This window comes from Armatimonas sp. (assembly GCF_964826245.1).
In genome coordinates this window covers 1-17,483 of record NZ_CBAYMC010000071.1, presented here as the reverse complement: position 1 = coordinate 17,483, position 17,483 = coordinate 1, and the positions used below count along the sequence as shown (strand labels likewise).

General features: G+C 60.2%; 17 protein-coding genes. 2 read left to right on the top strand and 15 right to left on the bottom strand.

Features of this window, described 5'->3' with window-relative positions; translation table 11 throughout:
- The 12 genes from AC1XOS_RS09065 to AC1XOS_RS09010 form a co-directional block, all read right to left on the bottom strand.
- Positions 1-149: FMN-binding negative transcriptional regulator (locus AC1XOS_RS09065; protein WP_481961897.1), on the bottom strand; the 149-nt coding region annotated here is incomplete at its 3' end.
- Positions 150-554, bottom strand: a complete 405-nt coding sequence (locus AC1XOS_RS09060) for a bleomycin resistance protein (protein ID WP_481961896.1) — start codon at positions 552-554, stop codon at positions 150-152. It abuts the gene before it with no gap.
- Positions 555-558: 4 nt separating this feature from the next.
- Positions 559-1,032 (bottom strand): GNAT family N-acetyltransferase, encoded by a 474-nt coding sequence (locus tag AC1XOS_RS09055; RefSeq protein WP_481961895.1) that lies wholly within the window; start codon positions 1,030-1,032, stop codon positions 559-561.
- The gene (locus AC1XOS_RS09050) at positions 1,023-1,490 is read right to left on the bottom strand and encodes an N-acetyltransferase family protein (RefSeq protein WP_481961894.1); all 468 of its coding nucleotides are present in this window, start codon (positions 1,488-1,490) and stop codon (positions 1,023-1,025) included. The genes AC1XOS_RS09055 and AC1XOS_RS09050 overlap by 10 nt, the downstream gene beginning before the upstream one ends.
- A gap of 1 nt (position 1,491) precedes the next feature.
- Positions 1,492-2,340, bottom strand: a complete 849-nt coding sequence (gene argB / locus AC1XOS_RS09045; protein ID WP_481961893.1) for an acetylglutamate kinase — start codon at positions 2,338-2,340, stop codon at positions 1,492-1,494.
- Between the two features lie 63 nt (positions 2,341-2,403).
- Positions 2,404-3,822 carry a DUF1501 domain-containing protein gene (locus AC1XOS_RS09040; protein WP_481961892.1) on the bottom strand — a complete coding sequence of 473 codons (1,419 nt, stop codon included), beginning with the start codon at positions 3,820-3,822 and terminating at the stop codon, positions 2,404-2,406.
- A complete protein-coding gene (locus AC1XOS_RS09035; RefSeq protein WP_481961891.1) occupies positions 3,819-4,286 on the bottom strand; it encodes an endonuclease domain-containing protein in 468 nt (155 codons plus the stop codon). The genes AC1XOS_RS09040 and AC1XOS_RS09035 overlap by 4 nt, the downstream gene beginning before the upstream one ends.
- Before the next feature lie 85 nt (positions 4,287-4,371).
- Positions 4,372-7,005: a DUF1549 and DUF1553 domain-containing protein gene (locus AC1XOS_RS09030; protein WP_481961890.1), complete on the bottom strand. Its 2,634-nt coding sequence runs from the start codon at positions 7,003-7,005 to the stop codon at positions 4,372-4,374.
- Positions 7,006-7,022: 17 nt separating this feature from the next.
- Positions 7,023-8,186 (bottom strand): bifunctional glutamate N-acetyltransferase/amino-acid acetyltransferase ArgJ, encoded by a 1,164-nt coding sequence (argJ, locus tag AC1XOS_RS09025; RefSeq protein WP_481961889.1) that lies wholly within the window; start codon positions 8,184-8,186, stop codon positions 7,023-7,025.
- A complete protein-coding gene (argC, locus tag AC1XOS_RS09020; RefSeq protein ID WP_481961888.1) occupies positions 8,177-9,187 on the bottom strand; it encodes an N-acetyl-gamma-glutamyl-phosphate reductase in 1,011 nt (336 codons plus the stop codon). The genes argJ and argC overlap by 10 nt, the downstream gene beginning before the upstream one ends.
- Positions 9,188-9,431: 244 nt before the next feature.
- Complete coding sequence (locus AC1XOS_RS09015) at positions 9,432-10,112, bottom strand: Crp/Fnr family transcriptional regulator (protein ID WP_481961887.1); 681 nt, start codon at positions 10,110-10,112, stop codon at positions 9,432-9,434.
- A gap of 9 nt (positions 10,113-10,121) precedes the next feature.
- Entirely contained in the window at positions 10,122-11,423 is a 1,302-nt protein-coding gene (locus tag AC1XOS_RS09010) for a PASTA domain-containing protein (protein WP_481961886.1), read from the bottom strand.
- 171 nt (positions 11,424-11,594) lie between these two features.
- On the opposite strand from AC1XOS_RS09010, the gene nrdR reads away from it, so the two are divergent.
- The gene (gene nrdR / locus AC1XOS_RS09005; protein WP_481961885.1) at positions 11,595-12,047 is read left to right on the top strand and encodes a transcriptional regulator NrdR; all 453 of its coding nucleotides are present in this window, start codon (positions 11,595-11,597) and stop codon (positions 12,045-12,047) included.
- 31 nt (positions 12,048-12,078) lie between these two features.
- Positions 12,079-13,845: a polysaccharide deacetylase family protein gene (locus tag AC1XOS_RS09000; RefSeq protein ID WP_481961884.1), complete on the top strand. Its 1,767-nt coding sequence runs from the start codon at positions 12,079-12,081 to the stop codon at positions 13,843-13,845.
- Here AC1XOS_RS09000 and AC1XOS_RS08995 read toward each other — a convergent pair.
- Genes AC1XOS_RS08995 through AC1XOS_RS08985 form a run of 3 tightly spaced genes read right to left on the bottom strand, consistent with a single transcriptional unit; the run spans position 13,842 to position 17,235 of the window.
- Positions 13,842-15,056: a Gfo/Idh/MocA family protein gene (locus AC1XOS_RS08995; RefSeq protein ID WP_481961883.1), complete on the bottom strand. Its 1,215-nt coding sequence runs from the start codon at positions 15,054-15,056 to the stop codon at positions 13,842-13,844. The genes AC1XOS_RS09000 and AC1XOS_RS08995 overlap by 4 nt on opposite strands.
- Positions 15,053-15,694: a superoxide dismutase gene (locus AC1XOS_RS08990; RefSeq protein ID WP_481961882.1), complete on the bottom strand. Its 642-nt coding sequence runs from the start codon at positions 15,692-15,694 to the stop codon at positions 15,053-15,055. The genes AC1XOS_RS08995 and AC1XOS_RS08990 overlap by 4 nt, the downstream gene beginning before the upstream one ends.
- Positions 15,691-17,235: a metallophosphoesterase gene (locus AC1XOS_RS08985; protein ID WP_481961881.1), complete on the bottom strand. Its 1,545-nt coding sequence runs from the start codon at positions 17,233-17,235 to the stop codon at positions 15,691-15,693. The genes AC1XOS_RS08990 and AC1XOS_RS08985 overlap by 4 nt, the downstream gene beginning before the upstream one ends.
- Between the last annotated feature and the right edge of the window lie 248 nt (positions 17,236-17,483).

Genomic DNA, 17,483 nt, shown 5'->3' with positions numbered 1-17,483 from the left:
GTGTTGGTCTCGGGCTGATAGAGCAGCGGCAGGTGCGTCGCAAATGGCTCACTGTTGATAACTGTCACCAGGCTTCCAAAGCTAAAGAGAGATATAAACGCTGTGAGTGTCTCGGAGTCGTCTACGCGAAAATGCGGCGGGATGTACATCTATCTGTTCTCCAGCTCCTCGGCGAAGCGCAGCAAGTAGCCGTCGGGGTCTTGGATCAGAAACTCCCGCGCACCTGAGATCGTGTCGCCGGTCTGCCGCCAAGTGTCTTTGAGATCGCGGTAGAGGACATAGCCCGCCTGCACCATTTGGTCGCGCACTGCGGTTGCATTGACGCACTCAATCTGGAAGTTCACGCCGCGTCCGTAAGGCTTTTCCAAGACCCCGACGTTCCAGCCCGACTCCTGAAACTGCTCCAGCATGAGCTGTGCTCCCTCAAACTCTAGGTAGGCAAAGCCCTCGCGGACGAACAGCACGTGAAATCCTAAAAGTGTGTAGAATGCAAGGCTCGTTTCTAAATCCGATACTGTCAGTTCCGGAACCATCTTTGCCCAATTGATTTCCATTGCTTTACACCAGCCTCTTTTCAAAATCGCCCGTCGTGACAGCGGTGCCGTCGCGGCAGACACTTCGCTCACCGAGGAGCTGGAAGCCGAGTCCGGTGTAGAGCGCGACATTGTCCGCTTTCTGGAGCCGCACGGAGCAGGTGAGCCGCGAGAGCCCCTGTGCGCGTGCCAGCGCTTCTAAATGCCCAACGAGCTTTTTCGCCAGTCCTTGCCGCCGACAGTCCGGGTGGACGGAGAGGCGGTGGAAGTAGAGCGCATCACCCTCAAACTGGTAGCGGACGCAGGCGAGGGGGGTTAGGGGGGCGGCTTGGTACACCACCAGAACCTCCATCCCCCCCGCAAACTGCGCTGCAATCGCTTCCTCGGTCTCTTTGAGCGCCGTGGACGTGCCCGGCTCGCGGCCGTACTCGGCGAACGCGGCCTGCGTGAGGGCGTGGATCAGCGCCGTGTCCTGTGTTTTTGCAATCGTTAAATCCATTTTTCCATCACTCCCACCGGGATCACAAACCCGTTTCGCACCATCACATCCTCGCCGTTTAGGGCGTAGCCGACACTCTCGTAGAGCGCGACATTACGGCTGACTTTTGGCCGCACGTGGCACCAGAGGCGCGACTTCTCGTGCGCTCGTGCCTCTTCCTCAAGCCGCGCCAGCAGCGCTTTGGCGACTCCCTGGCGCCGTGCCGACGGCAAGACAGCGAGGCGAAGAAAGTGCAGGCCACGCCGGTCGAGCTCGTAGCGCACGCAGCCCAGCGCCTTGCCGTCGCGCTCCGCCAGAAGCGCGTGGTGATTGCCCGCCGACAGCTCTTTTACCACTTCTGCCTCTGTCTCAAAGAGCGCGGAGGGCGGGGGAACATCGGCGGCGTACTCCAGAAAGGCCGAGCGCGTGATGGCATAGACCCGCGCGGCTTCGTCGGGCCGGGCGTCGCGAATCGTCAACTCAGCGCACCATGGTTCCGATGCCTGTGTCGGTAAAGAGCTCAATGAGCAAGGCATGGGCACGGCGACCGTCGATGATGTGCGCGCGCGGCACGCCGTCCTCGACTGCGGCAGCGCACGCCTCCAGCTTGGGGATCATGCCCTTGTCAATAATGCCGTCGGCGATCCACTGCCGCGCCTCGGCGGTCGTGATCTCGCTCACCAGGCTGCTCTTGTCCGAGAAATCGCGATAGAGCCCCTCGACATCGGTCATTAGGATCAGCTTCTCCGCATGGAGCGCCGCCGCTAGCGCCGCCGCCGCCGTGTCCGCGTTGACGTTGTATGCCTGCCCATCCGCACCTACTGCCACCGACGAGATCACGGGAATGTAGCCGCCGTTGGTGAGCGTATGAATGATCTCCGGGTTCACATGCGCGATCTTACCCACAAACCCGATATCGCCGTTGTCGGTGTCCTTGGTGGCGATTAACAAATTGGCGTCTTTGCCCGACAGCCCCACGGCCTGCACGCCCTCGCCGTTGAGATGCGCGACAATGCTCTTGTTGGTCTTGCCCGTCAGCACCATCTCCACGATCTCCATGGTCTCCGCATCCGTGACGCGCCGCCCCGCCACAAACTCCGGCTCCTTGCCCAGCTTCTTCATCGCCTCATTGATCTCCGGCCCCCCGCCGTGCACGAGGATCGGGTTGATCCCGACCAAGCGCATCAGCACCAAGTCGCGCATCACCGCTTTCTTCAGCTCCTCGTCGATCATGGCATTGCCGCCGTACTTGATCACAATCGTCTTCCCGGCAAAGATCCGGATATAAGGCAGCGCCTGAATCAAGGTCGCCGCAATCTGCTCTGGCATCAAACATTTCTCCTACCGCCCCATGAATGGGGCGTCTGCAGTTCAAACAAAGCCCGTTCCGGGCTACGCAAGTATCTCCCGAATGGGCTGGCCGTGGTCGATTTCGAGGCGCTTTCTGCCCGGCACTTCGAGCTTGCGGGAGTCGAGGCCGAGCTGGTGCAGCACCGTGGCGTGGATGTCGGTGAGGTAGTGGGGGTTCTCGACGGCGTAGAAACCGAGCTCGTCGGTGGCACCGTGGGTGATCCCGCCTTTCACGCCGCCGCCCGCCAGCCAGGCGCAGAAGCCTTGCGGGTGATGGTCGCGGCCCGTGCCCTCCGCGCCGGGGGTGCGCCCGAACTCGGTGCCAAAGACCACCAGGGTTTCGTCGAGCAGGCCGCGCCGCTTGAGGTCCTTGAGCAGACCCGCGATGGGCTTGTCTACTTGTGCCGCTAGCGTGGTGTGGTTGCCTTTCACGTCGCTATGCGCGTCCCAGGCACCGCCGCCGCCGCCGCCGTGGAAGAGCTGGACAAACCTAACCCCGCGCTCGACCAGCCGCCGGGCCGCGAGGCACTGCTCGCCGAAGGCTTTCGTGTGCGGCTGATCGAGCCCGTAGAGCGCCTTGGTCTCCGCCGACTCTTTTTCGAGCTGGAGGGTCTCGGGGACGGAGGTCTGCATCTGGAACGCTAATTCGTAGGCCTTGATCCGCGCCTGGAGGTCTTTGTCGTCGGGGTAGTCGATCCCCGCGAGGCGATTAAGGCGGCCCATGAGCGAGAAGTTCGCCGCTTGCTCTTCGGCAGTCAAGTTATCGGCGGGCTTCAAAAACGGCAGGGGCTTCTTGGGGTCGGCGCTGAGCTTGACACCGGCGTACTGGGGCCCGAGATACGACGCGCCGTGGGTCCACGCGCCGCCGCAGCAGTCGCCGGTCGGGGTGCCCAACACGACATACTTGGGCAGGTTCTCGTTGAGCGTGCCAAGGCCGTAGCAAGCCCAGGAGCCGACAGTCGGGTGTGCGCCCTCGCGGACATGGCGACCCGTCTGAAAAGTCAGCTGCGCCCCGTGGTCGTTGTCCAGGGTCCAGAGTGAGCGAACCACAGCCAGATCGTCGGCGCAGGTGCCGATATGGGTGAACCAGTCGCCCACCTCCAATCCGCACTGGCCGTACTTTTTGTAGCCCGTCTGGAGCGGCATGATGGTCTTGCGGTTGCCATGGTTCGGGTTGCCGCCCACGATATTGGCATTGACCCGCTTGGGGTCGAGCACGGCCTTGTAGGGCGTCTCCTCGATGGACTTGCCCGCATATTTATTGAGCTCTGGCTTGATATCGAAGCTCTCCAGGTGGCTGACCCCGCCGCACAGAAAGATCCAGATCACCGACTTGGCGCGCGGCGGCCTCCCCGTCGCTCCCCGCGCAATCTGCTTCTTCCAAGCGTCACCTTGCAATAGCGCCCCGAGCGCCAGGCCCGTCATGCCCATTCCGGTATCCGAGAGTGATGATCGTTTCATGTTAACTTCTCCCCGAGTAACCTCTCCCCGCCTCGTTCCTCGGCACCCCTCTCCCGGGCGCTCGTTCCTCGCTGGGAAAGGGGAGAGCGGAGCTGTGTTTGAGCCGTACTAACTATTTGTTCCAGAACGGAATCTATATCGTCATTTACTTGCTCATTGGTGATTCGCAGAATCGTCAATTGGCGGATTCCGAGGATTCGGTCGCGTTCGGCATCGTAGGCGGGGTTGTGGATTGAGCCATCGACCTCGACCACCAAACCTGCCGCATGACAATAGAAATCGGCGATAAAACCATCAATGACCTGCTGGCGACGAAACTTTAGCCCCGCGAGGCGATTGCCGCGCAAGTGCTCCCAGAGCATTGCCTCGGTGGGTGTCATCTCCTCGCGCATCTGCCGCGCCAGAAGGACTTTACCCTCGGTCACTTTTTGTCCCTTGACTATCTGCCACTTACTTTCATTCATACAATCCACCTTCCGGCTCCCTCCTTTCCCAAGGAGCTTGCGACTGCCCGGGAGAGGAGGGTTGGGGAGGAGAGGTTAAAAGCTCTCATCTCACCGTCACGAAGTCGTTGTGATTGAAGAGAACCAGCACCAGGTTCTCGTAGCGTCGCTGAAGGCTGGCCTCGCCACCGACCGCCAGAAAGCGCAGGCATTCCTGGGCCTCGGTTGTGCTTGGCGGGCGGGAGAGAATCCGCTCGAAGGCGTTCTTGACAAAGATGGGCGCGTTGGATAACCTCTCCCCTAGCCCCTCTCCCAGGCGCTCGTTCCGGGTGCCCTCTGGGCGTGGGAAAGGGGAAACGATACTGTCTGGCTCCCCTCTCTTCCCCAAGGAGGGACGACTGCTCGGGGGAGGGAGGGGCTGGGGGTGGGAGAGGTTGGCCAGCTCTTTTGCCAGCGCACGGGCTTCCCGCAGGGCCAGCTCGCTGTTGGCAAGCGCAAGGGCTTGCTGGGGCATGACCGATGGCTTGCGCTCGTAGCACTCGGTGACGCTGGGGCCGTCGAAGATCTGCATCAGCTCGGACTGTTTCTCGGCGGCGTTTCGGAGGTAGATACTCCGGCGCTGCGATGTCAGGGCAGCGTTTTGGTCGATCTCAGCGCCCCCTCGTGTTTCATCAAGGTGCCCGGCGGCGAAGAGCACGTTATCGCGGACAGCCTCGGCCTCCAGGCGAAGGGGGCTCTTGCGCCAGAGGTAGAGGTTGTCGGGGTCGCGCTTGAGATTCTCGGGCGTCGCGTGGCTGTCGCGCTGGTAGGCGGCGCTGGTGAGAATCAGCTTGTGGAGCGCCTTGAGGTCCCAGCCGCTGGCCATGAACCGATCCGCCAGATAGTCCAGGAGCTGGGGATGAGTGGGCTTGCGGCCATTGCGCCCGAAGTCGGCGACACTGGGAACGAGCGCCTGCCCGAAGTGCCGTAGCCAGACATGGTTGACCGCGACGCGTGCTGTCAGTGGGTTCTGCTTGTCCGTCAGCCAGCGTGCCAGCGCCAGCCGCCGCCCCGAGCTCTCAGCAGGGTAGGCCGTAAAGCGCGGTGTGTAGCTGGCCGTGAGCGGCTGCTTGAGCGCGGCCTCCGCAGTCTCCAGCGCTTTCTGTGCCTCGGGGCGCTTCTTCGCATCGGCGGCGAGAACGTTCTTGCGTGCCTCGGCGACGGCGACCTCACGCTGGGCTTGGACCGTCAGCTCCGCAGCGGCCTTGGTGCTGGTTGTCTCGACTTCAAGAATGGCCAAGAGCGCCTTGTGTCTTGCCTGCGCCAGCACTACCTCAGCATCGGCGAGGGGGCTGGGCTTGGCGGCCTGCGCCCGGAAGGCAGCGAGGAGCGCGACGTTGCTGGCGCTGAGTAGATCACGCTGGACAAACTCCCGTCGGTCCGGCGCGGTAGCGGCGGCGGGTAGCGCCACGGGCTGGATCGTGAGCTTGCCCCCGAGCGCCTCCGGGACACCCGGCTCCAGAGCCTTCGACTTATCCGGATTGCGCTCATCGCCACGGACAAAGAGATAGGTCGGTGCTTTAGGGTCCGCATCGTAGACCCGTGGGAGGCCGTCTTTGGCGGTGTCTAGCTCACCGGGCACGCGATCCTGGCGCACCCGGTGTGGCTCGAAGATCGCTCGGAACTTGTAGTAGTCGGTCTGCGGGATGGGGTCGTACATGTGCGAGTGGCACTTGGCACAGTGCATCGTGATCCCTAGAAACGCCTTCGACGTGTGGTTGACCGTGTCCTCTAGCCACTGCTCCCGACTCAGCAATTTGTAGTTGCGCGCCAGAAAGCCCGTGGCCCGGAGCGCTTGTGGGTCAGCGGGGGCCAGCTCATCGGCGGCGAGCATCTCTTGAACCATCCTATCGTAGCCCTTGTTGGCATTGAGCGACTCGACAATCCAGTCCCGCCAGCGCCAGATATGCGGCTGACTATCGCGAATCTGCCCGCCATCGGCCCAGCCCGCCCAGTCCGAGTACCGCCAGACATCCATAAAGTGCCGCCCCCAGCGCTCGCCATACCGCGGCGATGCTAGCAGGCGATCTACGGCTTTCTCATAGGCACCCGGCGATTTGTCCGCCAGAAACGCCTCGATCTCTTTTGGCGTTGGCACGAGCCCCGTGAGATCCAGGGTCGCCCGCCGCAGGAGTGTTCGCTTGTCGGCAGGTGGCTGGACGGCCAGCCCCCGTTTCTGCTGCTCGACGGCAAGGAAAGCATCGATGGGGTTACCCCCCTTGCTTAGCACCGCAGGTGCGACGACGCTCTCAAAGGGTTGCCAACGATACTCGCTGCGAAAGGCGGTGAAGGCAGGCTTGAGCTTCGCCAGTCCGGCCAGCTCCGCCGTGATGGGCTTGTCTTTGGCATCGCCGGGGTTGTGGCCCAGCAGGAGCTCGGTCTCATTGGCCACGCCATCGCCATCGCTGTCCTCGCCCGCGATCTTCTCAGCCCGCCGCCCAAGGTCAGCACGCTGCCCAGATTTCTTGAGAACGTCGGCGATGGCCTTGAGGCGTGCGCCAAACGAGTTGTGTGGGAACTCTTCGAGAGTCACCCCCTGATTGGTGCCGGGAGCACTCTGGTGGCAGGTCACGCAGGCGTCGAGGCGTGCGGGTAGGAACCGCCCGTAGCGCACGCTCAGAGCCGCCTTGTTCGCCGGTGTCGCAAGGGCATTTGCCCCGCCCAGTGCCGTTATCACTGCAACTAGAATCGCTCGCTTCATTGCTGTCCCTTTATGTGCTACGTCGTGTACTCTGCGTTGATTTTGACATACTCGTAGGAGAAATCACAGGTATAGAAAGTTGCTTTACCCTCACCTGCACCTAAATCTACGGTAACCAAGACTTCATCAGCCTTCATTGCTTCGGAGGCCGTGGCTTTGTCGAAGCTCGTGGGGACGCCGTTCTTGAAGACCTCGATGCCTGCGAGCGTCGCCGAGGCGCGCTCGGGGTCAAACGGGACGCCCGCGCGTCCGGCGGCCATCATCAGGCGCCCCCAGTTCGGGTCGTTTCCAAAGAGCGCGGTCTTGACGAGAGGAGACTCGGCGATCGTGCGTCCGACTTTCTTGGCATCCGCCTCACTGGGTGCGCCCGTCACACGGACCTCCACCAATTTCGTCGCTCCCTCGCCATCGCGGGCCACTTTCTTGGCGAGCGTGATGCAAACGTCGGAGAGCGCGGCGACAAAAGCCTCGAACTCGGACTCTGCGAGAGGCGCGTTGCCCGCCGCGCCCGACGCTAGCAGGATGCACTGGTCAGAGGTCGAGGTGTCGCCGTCTACCGTCATACAGTTAAAGCTGACGGCCACCGCGAGGCGCAGGGCAGTGTCTAGGGCTTGGGGGGAGATATCGGCGTCGGTGGTGAGAAAAGCCAGCATGGTCGCCATGTTCGGCGCGATCATCCCACTGCCCTTGCACGCGCCGCCGATCCGGACAGTCGTGCCGCCCAGGGTAAGCTCCGTCTGTGCGGTCTTGGGCACCAAGTCGGTCGTCATGATCGCCTCGGCAAAGTCCGCGCTGGCATCCTCCGAGAGCGCGGCCTCGGCGGCGGCGATTCCCGCCAGTAGCTTGGCCTGGGGAAGCTGGACACCGATCACGCCCGTGCTGGCGGTGAGCAAGGTCTTGCCCGCCAGTGCCGCGCCCATCTGCGTGTTGTTGGCGACTCCCTCCGGGCCGGTGGCGACATTGGCGCATCCGGCGTTTACCACGACCCCGTCAATCATCCCCGGCACGAGGCCTCGGTTGCGCTTCACCGACGGTGCACAGACCTGGTTTTGAGTTCCCACCATCGCCACCGCCACCGGGCCGCTGGTCGAAACAAGCAGCGCCACATCTCTTGCGCCGCTCTTCTTAATCCCCGCCGCAACCCCTGCGGCTACAAAACCCTTTGGAAATGTTACGGCCACAGACCGCCTCCTTCGAGCCCGGCGGTTTCGTCGAAGCCGAGCATGATGTTCATATTGTGAATCGCCTGTCCCGCCGCGCCCTTGACAAGGTTATCGATCACGGAAACGACAATTGCCTGCTCCCCGGTGGAAGCGACGGCGAGGTGGCAGAAGTTCGAGCCCGCGACGTCCTTCGTAGACGGCCAGTCACCCGGCTCCCGCACCACGACAAACGGTGCGTCGGCATAGAACTGCTTCAGCGTCTCGGTGAGCTCGGCGGCGCTGGCTTTGGTAGCCCCATAACAGGTCGCCAGAATTCCGCGCGTCATCGGAACCAGATGCGGGGTGAAGAGGACGCTCGCGCCGATATTTTGCGCGATCTCGGGCGTGTGCCGGTGGCCGCCGCCAACCGCATAAGGCCGGACGGTCTCGTTCATCTCGGCGTAGCGGTAGATCGTGTCGGACTTGGAGCGCCCGGCGCCACTGACCCCAGACTTCGCGTCGATGATGATCCCGGAGAGTCCGTGCTGCTTCACGAGCGGCGCGAGCGCGAGGCTACTCGCCGTGACATAGCACCCCGGATTGGCGATGAGCCACGCGTTGGCGATGGCATCTTTTCCCACCAGCTCGGGCATTCCGTAGACGGCTTGTGCCAGAAGCTCGGGCGCGGCAGGAGGCATCTTGTAGAATTTTTCCCAAGCCGCCGTGTCGGTGAGTCGGAAGTCTGCCGACAGATCAATCACGCGCTTGCCTGCTGCCAGAAGTGCCCCGGCGACTGTCATGGCGTAGCCGTTTTCTTGGGCCAGAAAGACGACATCAGCCGTGATCTCCTCGCCCTTTTTCTCGCAGACCAGCGCGCCCAGCTTGGTTCCCGCCAGCCCGGGAAACGCGCTGGCGAGTGGCCTGCCTGCCGAGCTATCGGAGATCACTTGCGTCACCTCGACACCCGGATGCCGCGCCAGAAGCCGTGCCAGCTCCCCGCCGCCGTATCCTGTTACACCAACAATTGCTATTTTTTTCATGGTCGTAAAACAAAAAAAGCCGCCAGGGTTTCCCCTGCGGCCACGCCAAACACGATTTTTCGATGCCCCCAAACGCGTAGCCGCTCACCAGAAAGGTCACTCCCTTCCGGTCACGGTTCGCGTTTTTGATGCGCCTAGCCCGTGACCTCGAAGGGACGACGGACGCGGCGACGGTATGTTTGAGTTATTTGCATCGCTACAGGCCAGAAGTATAGGCCAAAGTGAATCCGCTGTCAAGTCTCCGTTAGCAGAGCTGACGGAGACGATCTGTGCTGAGCAAGACAATCGTGCTACCATCGCGGCGGAGAATCCCCATCTGCTTTAGACGGGCCAAGCGGCGATTGACGGTCTCACGGGTGGCTCCAATGCGCACCGCAAGACGGCCATCCGAGACGCTATTGAGCGAGATATGGCCCCGTGTGTCGGGTGTCGTGGCCTCGGCACTCTCCAGCAAACAGGCAGCAAGACGCGCAAGAACATCGCGGGTCTCACTGGTAACCATGCGATCTGAGGCCTCGCGTAGCCGGGCAGAGAGTGTGCGAATGATCTCCCACGAGACCTGCGGGTGGGTCTCTAAAAAGTACAAGAGCTCGCGCCGATCCAGCATCAGTAAATCGCTTGTGGTATCGGTAATGGCATCGGCAGAGCGTGGCAGATCGTCGAAAAGCGAGAGCTCCCCAAAGTGATCACCAGGGCCGCGCCGTGCCACATGAACACTCCCCCCATCGGGAGTCGTACGCTGGATATTCACATGGCCCGAGAGAATCAGATAGAGCGTCTCTCCCGCATCACCTTCATGAAACAGTGCCTCACGTGGAGGAAAAACGCGCCGCCGACAGCGCAGGGCAAGAGGAGCTAGCTCCTCATCGGTTAGACCAGAAAACAAGGGAATACGCCGTAGCATCCCCTCGATTGTGCCAGACATGGCAGCCAACTATTCCTCGCCACCATCGTTGCCCGATGACGCGCCCCCCTCTTTTTCGCTGCCTTCCTCGGGCTTGGTCTCTTCGCCGCTATTGGTAGTTTCGCTGGGATCTTTCGTGGTTTCTTCTTCGTCTTTAGCGCCGCTGGAGAACCAGATCTTCACGGTCGCCCCCGCAGCAAGCTTGCTCCCCGATTTGGGAGATTGCTGAACCACTTGGTCCGCGGGCGCCTTACTTGCCATTGGCTTTTTTGCCACACGGAAGCCCGAGTCAAGCAGTGTCTGTTCGGCGGATCCGATATCATCACCGATAACGCGAGGAACGGTGATCTTGCTGCTTGCTCCACCTGAGCCACTACTTGTACTTTTTCCCTCACCGCTGGACTTGCCTGAGCCCGTGGAGCCACCCTTTGACGACTTGGGATACTTCTTGGGAGGAGCACCTGGCTTAGGAGTCAGTTGTGCCTTCAGCTCCTCAAACTTCTTAACCAGGCCGCCCTTAGGGTTCTTGGCATCCTTTGTTTTCTCATTGTAGGAGTAGCCACCATAGCCAATGCCCCCTAGTACCAACAAAGTGATAATAGGCTTCTTATAGGGCAACATCATGTCACCGAAGCTAGGGCGCTGTGCACGCGCCTCTTTGGCACGATTACGTGAGTCCTCGGAGATGCTCTTGGGCTTTGAGGGGTTCCCACAGAACGGCCCATCCAGACGCCCGTAGAGATTGTAGACATGAACCACCACTTTGTGCTTCACCCGCACTTCACCCAGATCCGTGAGGTAGTTGGCCCAGGGCTCGATTCCCTTGAGCACCTTCGCCACTTCAGACGAGAGCAGGATATGGTCTTCATCGCCCAAGTCCATGATGCGCTGTGCGGTGATAATGCCCTCACCCGCCGCATCCTGGTTCCGGTTTAAGTCCTCCACGAGGGTGACTTCACCGGCATGAACCCCCATTCGCATCTTGATGTCTGTGCCAATGGTCTGCTTGATCTCAGCCGCGTTATATTTGAGATGTTGGTGGATCTGCAGAGCGCAGCGCAGAGGAGAGAGCAGGTCTTTAAAGAAAAGAAGTGCCATGCCATCTCCGGTTGGACGCGCGATAAAGCTATCGGTGTCCGCACGGGCTACGATGACTTCCGGCATCTCCTGCACCATACGGGAGAGCTCTTTTTGAGCCGCAACCTGCTGGGCAGTTTTCAGACGACTGAACCCAATGATATCCATAAAGAGGACATACGCACGCCTAAGCGAAGGAGTTCGCTCAACCACATCGGTAAGTGGTGTGTCCTGTGGTGCATTTTCAAGACTCATAACAACAATGATCCCTCAGAGATTACCCTGGTAATAATTATAGGTTATACCACAACTGGCTTTCCTCTAACCTAGTTCCTCTCTGTTATCGGCACTTATTACATGACAATATACCTAGCAGACGTACCAGTCTGACAGAAGTTCAGGTAGAATCAGAGCCTATAAACCACGATGCGATGCCCCTACTGTGCCACCCTAGACAGAGACCATGTCCTCGACTCACGCCCCATCCGCGATGGGGCCGCGATCCGGAGGCGACGGGAGTGCGAAGCTTGCCAGGGTCGCTTTACCACTTTTGAAGAAGTAGAAGAGCTCCGACTCCTCGTGATCAAGAGCAACGGTGCCCGTGAGCCGTTTCAGCCCAACAAGCTCCGGCGTGCTATCGAGCTGGCATGCAAGAAACGCCCTGTCACCGATGAGGCGATCTCACTTTTCGTTGAGGAAATAGAGCGTGTTGTCTATAAACAAGCTGAGCGCGAAGTGGCCTCCCGCGCGTTGGGAGAGCTCGTGGTGGAGAAGCTCCGCCAGCTAGACACGGTTGCCTACGTGCGCTTTGCATCCGTCTACCGGCAGTTTGAAGATGCGCAGGAGTTTCGGGATCTGATCGAGCGTCTGCCGGAATAAGGAAATTAAGACAGGGTATACTAAAAGCTGCATGAAGAAGTCCTTTAGCCTCCTGGCTCTTGCGATGCTGGCTCTGGGGGGGTCGTCGTGCCCCTCCCGGGAAGATCCCGTCAGTAGCCCCCCAGCAACCGTCGCACCCGCCACTCCCCAGCCGTTTGATCCAACCCTCTTTGCCACCCTCTCTCCCCGTGCGCAAAACCGCCGTATCCCGGTGATCATGTACCACGATATTGTCGCCAGTAGCCGCCAGAAAACGGTCTTTTTCGACTGTACGGCGGAGGAGTTCAAAGCTCAGATCGCCTTTCTCGAGAACCAAGGCGCGACCTTTATCAGTGCGGAGCAGCTTCACCAGCACCTAGTGCGCGGTGATACCTTGCCAGAAAAATCCGTCCTGCTGACCTTCGATGATAACTACCAGGGCTTCTACAACAATGCCTATCCGCTTCTGAAGTCCAAGAAGATTCCGTCGGTGATGTTTGTGCACACGGCGTTTGTGGGCAATAAAAAAGGCCCACACCCAAAGATGGACTGGGACACTCTCAAGAAACTCGACGCCGAAAAGTTAGTGACCATTGGCTCACACACCGTCACCCACCCCGGCGAGTTTGAGAAAAAGCCGCTTGACGTTCAGCAGTCCGAGCTCTACGACTCTAAAAAGACGCTCGAAGATAGGCTCGGACACCCAATCCCCTATGTTGCCTACCCAGAGGGTCGCGGCGATGCGGAGACGTTCGCTCTGGCGCAGCAGATCGGCTACACACTAGGCTTCACCGTGGAAAATGGCGCGGCGGAGCAGTCCCCCAATATTCTCGCCGTGAATCGCTACATCCACACCCGCTTGAGGAAAGCCTGGGCGGAGTGCCAGCAGCTTGTGATTGATGCCCCTGCCACGGTCTTTGAACGTGACCTCTCCTCTGGCCCCGTCACACTCCAGACCGGCACTTTCGATGGCATCCGGCTAGCGATGGTCAAAGGTGGCAAGCCCATCTCGGTACGCGCCACGGACACGGGGCGCAAGTCCGTGGGAGAGTTCATTCGCGATGTGCCCGGAGCCGTCGCGGGGATGAATGGGACATTTTTTGTCAACGCCGACCTGCGCTCCGTAGACAATGCGCTGATCGGCCCCTGTCGCACCCAAGTGGAGAACGCCTTCTTCGCCGATGAAGACAAGCTTCGGATGCCGCGTATCTGGAACCGACCTCTGGTGGTCTGGGGGCCCAAAAAGATCGCCATTGTCCCTTTCAATCCCTACGCCTACAACAACGAAGTCAGCCTGCTCTCCCTAATGGTGGACATGAGCGATGTGTTTCTGGGCGGCGCGTGGATCGTCCATAACGGGGTTGCCCGCACCAAAAAAGAGATCGCTCCCTACGCAGCACGCGACTTCAACGACCCCCGCAAGCGTGCCTTCTTTGGGGTTACGGATAAAGGCGAGGTCGTGCTGGGCGCGACGATGGATGTTATCACCACGGAGATGATGGCCCGTGGTGCCGCCGCCGCCGGGGTTCATGAGGCTATTTTGATGGACTCGGGCTTCTCCACGAGTATCGTCTTTGACAGTAAGATTATCGCCACGGGCCACACTGCCAAAGATCTGCCCTCACGCCCTGTACCCCATGCGATCTTGCTGAGCGGCACCCTTCAGCAGCCCACTGCCCCCGAGACTCGGACTCTTCTCCAGAGCGCAGCAGCCTCCGTGGGGTCAGCCTCCTCGGTAGAAGTACAGGCCAATACGCCCGTCACGGGCGCACGCCCCGAAGGCGACCCCGACCGGGGAAAGCTAGGACGACGGCGCTAGCCTTTGTAGGGTAGCTCGTAGCCCTTGCGGTAGGTGCGGGTGAGAAGGCGATTGGCCTCGGCTTCGCGCCCCCCGCACTTGGTGATCTTTTGAGTCACCGGGTCGTACTCCACGTGCTGGTTGCCCAGGCGTGTACCGATATTGCCTAAGTGGCAGAGCACGGCAGAGATCGCGCCCTCGGTGATCGGGGCGCTGAGCTTGCTCGGGTCGCCGACACGCACCGCAGCGATAAAATCCGCGAAGTTGCTCTCTTTGCCTCCGGTGATCGTGACGGGCTTTTTATCTATACGCATGACCGTGATTCCTTTGGCCCCGTCCACGATCATTCCCTCGGTGCCGTAGAAGACCGCCGCGTTTTCCTCGCCGCCCTCGATACCGTAGTTCGTCCAGAGCCGCATCTCATACAGAATCTGACAGCTCTCGTACTGGTAGATCACCGTCTGCGTGTCGGGGGTCTCGTGGTCATCGTTGTAGAAGTACTGCGCCCCGGAGCAGATCACGGCTTTTGGGTAGCCCACCCCAAGACCCCAGCGGGCGACATCGAGATGGTGAATACCATCGTTGCCCAGATCGCCGGTGCCATAGTCCCAGAACCAGTGCCAGTTGTAGTGCCAGCGGTTCTCCGTGAAGTCGTGCTTGGGGGCGGGGCCGAGCCAGCGGTCGTAGTTTACTCCGGCAGGCGGCGCGCTGACCGGCTTGCGACCAATAGGCTCCCGAAGCTGGTTATTGATCACTTTGGCCGTGTAGACCTTGCCAATCACGCCCTCACGCAGCGCTTTGACGAGCGCCTTGTGCAGACTCCAGCTCCGCCGCTGGGTGCCGTGCTGAACACATTTTTTGTACTGTGCCGCCGCCTTGACCAATAAGTTAGCCTCGTGGATATTATGGGCACAGGGCTTCTCCACATAGACATGCTTGCCCGCCATCAGCGCCGCAAGCGCAATCGGGGTGTGCCAGTGATCACAGGTTGCGATACTGACCGAGTCAATGCTCTGATCCTCGAGCACGCGCCGGTAGTCGTCGTAGGTCTTGACCCGCTCTTTGTTGGGCAGCTTTGCCGCCACACCACTCAGCCGGGTAGGGTCGAGGTCACAGAGTGCTGCAACCTCACAGTTGGGAATCGCCGCAAACGAGCGGGCATGGTTGCTTCCCATGCCCCCCGTCCCGATCACCGCATGACGAATGGCCTCATTGGCAGAGCGCTGGCTCATGAGCGTGCCATCTTGAGGCGATTGTTGACCTCGTCCCAGTTGACCACGTTCCACCAGGCTTTGAGGTAGTCTACGCGCTTATTCTGGTACTTCAGGTAGTAGGCGTGCTCCCAGACATCGTTGCCCAGGATTGGGAAGCCGCCGTCTAAGATCGGGGTGTCTTGATACGGATAGGAGGCCAGCTCCATCTTGCCCTTCTTCACCGAGAGCCAGACCCAGCCGCTACCAAAGCGCTTCAGGCCCGCGTCCTCAAATGCCGCCTTGAACTTGTCAAAATCCCCGAAGCTGCCTTTAATTGCATCCGCAATCGCGCCGGTGGGAGCGCCACCCCCGTTTGGCTTCATCAGAGTCCAGAAGATCGTGTGGTTCACGTGCCCCCCGGCGTTGTTGCGAACTGCAGCGCGGCTGTCTTCGGGAAGGCGCTCTAAGTTTTTCAGTAGCACCTCGGCAGAGGTTAGCTTACTGCCACCTGGTAGCTTGGCGACAGCATTATTGAGATTCGTGATATAGGTCTGATGGTGCTTGTCGTGGTGAATCTGCATGGTCTGTGCATCAATGTGCGGCTCCAGAGCAGCAGGAGCGTAGGCCAGTGCTGGCAGAGAGAAGGGGCCCGTAGGCGCGGTGGGTTGTTGTGTCATTTGGTTATTGTCCAGGTATCGAGTTCTTTACCGTCGGCGGCGACTTGCCGGGCGACGAGCTTTTTGTCGGTGAGATCCACGATGGTGAGTGAGTGAGTATCGTCTATGTACTTAGCGGTGAAGTCTTGTAGCTTGCCCTTTTCGATATTTTTATAGAGCCCGGCTCCCCCCGCTCCCGAGACGATATAGATCGGGGCCGTGGGCTTGGTATTTTTTACCCCATCATAGGTCTTATCCAGCGTGATTTTACCTGCAACGGCTCCCGCCGCATCGCGTGGTTTCTCGGGCAGAAATGTCAGGGGGTAGCTGCGCTGGTAGTCATGGACATGGCCCGCCCAGACCACGGAGACACCGTATTTCTCAAAGAGCGGCGCAAGAGTTCGCATCCACTGGTCATTGAAGTGCTCTTTATTGGAGTTAAACGGCGGCTGGTGAAACGCGACAAAACGCCAGGTGGCTTTCTGCGCCGCCTTCAGATCGCTCTCGACCCATTGCTTGAGGGCAGGATCGGTCCAGTCCATGTAGGCATTGGCATCGAGCACGGTCCAGTGGGCGTTGCCATAGTCGTACGAAAAGCTTGCCATGCGCGGGTAGCGCTCTCCCGAGGCCGTGAGAAACGCTTTCGTATCCGCACTACCCAGCGGCGAGGCGAACTTAGTATTACTGACGATCGGGCCATTGAGCGGCTGGTTCCAGTAGTAGAAGTAGGCAAAGCCATCGGTCGTCTTCTCCAGCGTCGTCGAGCGAATATCGTGGTTGCCCGGCGAAGCAATCGTGAGAGTAGAGCGCAGGAGCGGCACGCCATCGGGAGTCACCGCCTCGGCATTGTAGATCGGCCAGTAGTTTTTCACGTACTCGCTCGCCAGCCCCTTGCCGTAGACAATATCGCCGGTGATAAAGACAAAATCCGGCTTGGCCGCCAGGGTCTGCGCCGCGACTTTCTTCTGGCCCTCGGAGTTTTGTCCACAGTCCCCAAAGACCACGAAGCGCTGTGGCTCTTTGGCGCTCTTGCGGGCACGGGCGCGGGCGGCAAAGACGGGCTTGTCGGCTTTGGAGATGCGGTAGTCAAAGAGCTTTCCAGGGATCAGTCCCTCGAGCGGTGCACTCACCACGACCTCGGGCTTAATCACTCCCACCGCCACGGGCTTTGCGCTAAGCTTGCCCGTGATCTTCTTCCAGCTTCCCGCAGGTCCCGTAGAGCTCAAAGAGCGCGTCTCGACGCTCCACTCCTCCAGTTTTGCATCCGCAGGCGCGATCCAGAGCAGCTCCAGCCCCTCGGTCTTTTGCCCCAGCGCAGGCCGGTTCCCTAGCTGGAGATACGGGGGCTGCACAAAAGTCGCCTCGGGCGTCTTGACCACCTCCAGAGGAGGAAGCGCTGCCTCGGCCACCGCTCCCGGCGAGGGGCTTGCCACCGCGCGAGCACCCAGTCCTCCCCCCAGCGAAGGAGTCTGCATCTGGGGCGTGGAGAGGTTAGGACTTGTCCCCGCACAGCCCGCCAGCCCCAGACTAATCAAAGACCATTTCCATGCACGCATCGTCATAGTCTTATTCTACACCACTCCGAGGGCTTAGGAAGACTGTGAAATTTGGGAAGACTATGAAATATAGGACGCATATTTTAAACAGAGATTAACCTAAGTGGCCTCTAGGCAGTTATACTAAGGGCGTGCGACCAATCATTTCCCCACCCGCCAAAGCACTGCTCTTGCTCACTCTGGGCTATGCAGGCTACTATTTCTGCCGCGCGAGCTTCTCCGTGGCCAAGCCTCAGCTCATTGAGTTTCTCTCC

Excerpts from the sequence above, each read along its gene's own strand:
- AC1XOS_RS09015 (WP_481961887.1), bottom strand. The coding sequence starts at position 10,112 with ATGTCTGGCACAATCGAGGGGATGCTACGGCGTATTCCCTTGTTTTCT.
- AC1XOS_RS08985 (WP_481961881.1), bottom strand. The coding sequence starts at position 17,235 with ATGACGATGCGTGCATGGAAATGGTCTTTGATTAGTCTGGGGCTGGCG.
- AC1XOS_RS09030 (WP_481961890.1), bottom strand. The coding sequence starts at position 7,005 with ATGAAGCGAGCGATTCTAGTTGCAGTGATAACGGCACTGGGCGGGGCA.
- AC1XOS_RS08995 (WP_481961883.1), bottom strand. The coding sequence starts at position 15,056 with ATGAGCCAGCGCTCTGCCAATGAGGCCATTCGTCATGCGGTGATCGGG.
- argC (WP_481961888.1), bottom strand. The coding sequence starts at position 9,187 with ATGAAAAAAATAGCAATTGTTGGTGTAACAGGATACGGCGGCGGGGAG.
- argB (WP_481961893.1), bottom strand. The coding sequence starts at position 2,340 with ATGCCAGAGCAGATTGCGGCGACCTTGATTCAGGCGCTGCCTTATATC.
- AC1XOS_RS09055 (WP_481961895.1), bottom strand. The coding sequence starts at position 1,032 with ATGGATTTAACGATTGCAAAAACACAGGACACGGCGCTGATCCACGCC.
- nrdR (WP_481961885.1), top strand. The coding sequence starts at position 11,595 with ATGCGATGCCCCTACTGTGCCACCCTAGACAGAGACCATGTCCTCGAC.
- AC1XOS_RS09060 (WP_481961896.1), bottom strand. The coding sequence starts at position 554 with ATGGAAATCAATTGGGCAAAGATGGTTCCGGAACTGACAGTATCGGAT.
- AC1XOS_RS08990 (WP_481961882.1), bottom strand. The coding sequence starts at position 15,694 with ATGACACAACAACCCACCGCGCCTACGGGCCCCTTCTCTCTGCCAGCA.
- AC1XOS_RS09035 (WP_481961891.1), bottom strand. The coding sequence starts at position 4,286 with ATGAATGAAAGTAAGTGGCAGATAGTCAAGGGACAAAAAGTGACCGAG.
- AC1XOS_RS09000 (WP_481961884.1), top strand. The coding sequence starts at position 12,079 with ATGAAGAAGTCCTTTAGCCTCCTGGCTCTTGCGATGCTGGCTCTGGGG.
- AC1XOS_RS09040 (WP_481961892.1), bottom strand. The coding sequence starts at position 3,822 with ATGAAACGATCATCACTCTCGGATACCGGAATGGGCATGACGGGCCTG.
- AC1XOS_RS09010 (WP_481961886.1), bottom strand. The coding sequence starts at position 11,423 with ATGAGTCTTGAAAATGCACCACAGGACACACCACTTACCGATGTGGTT.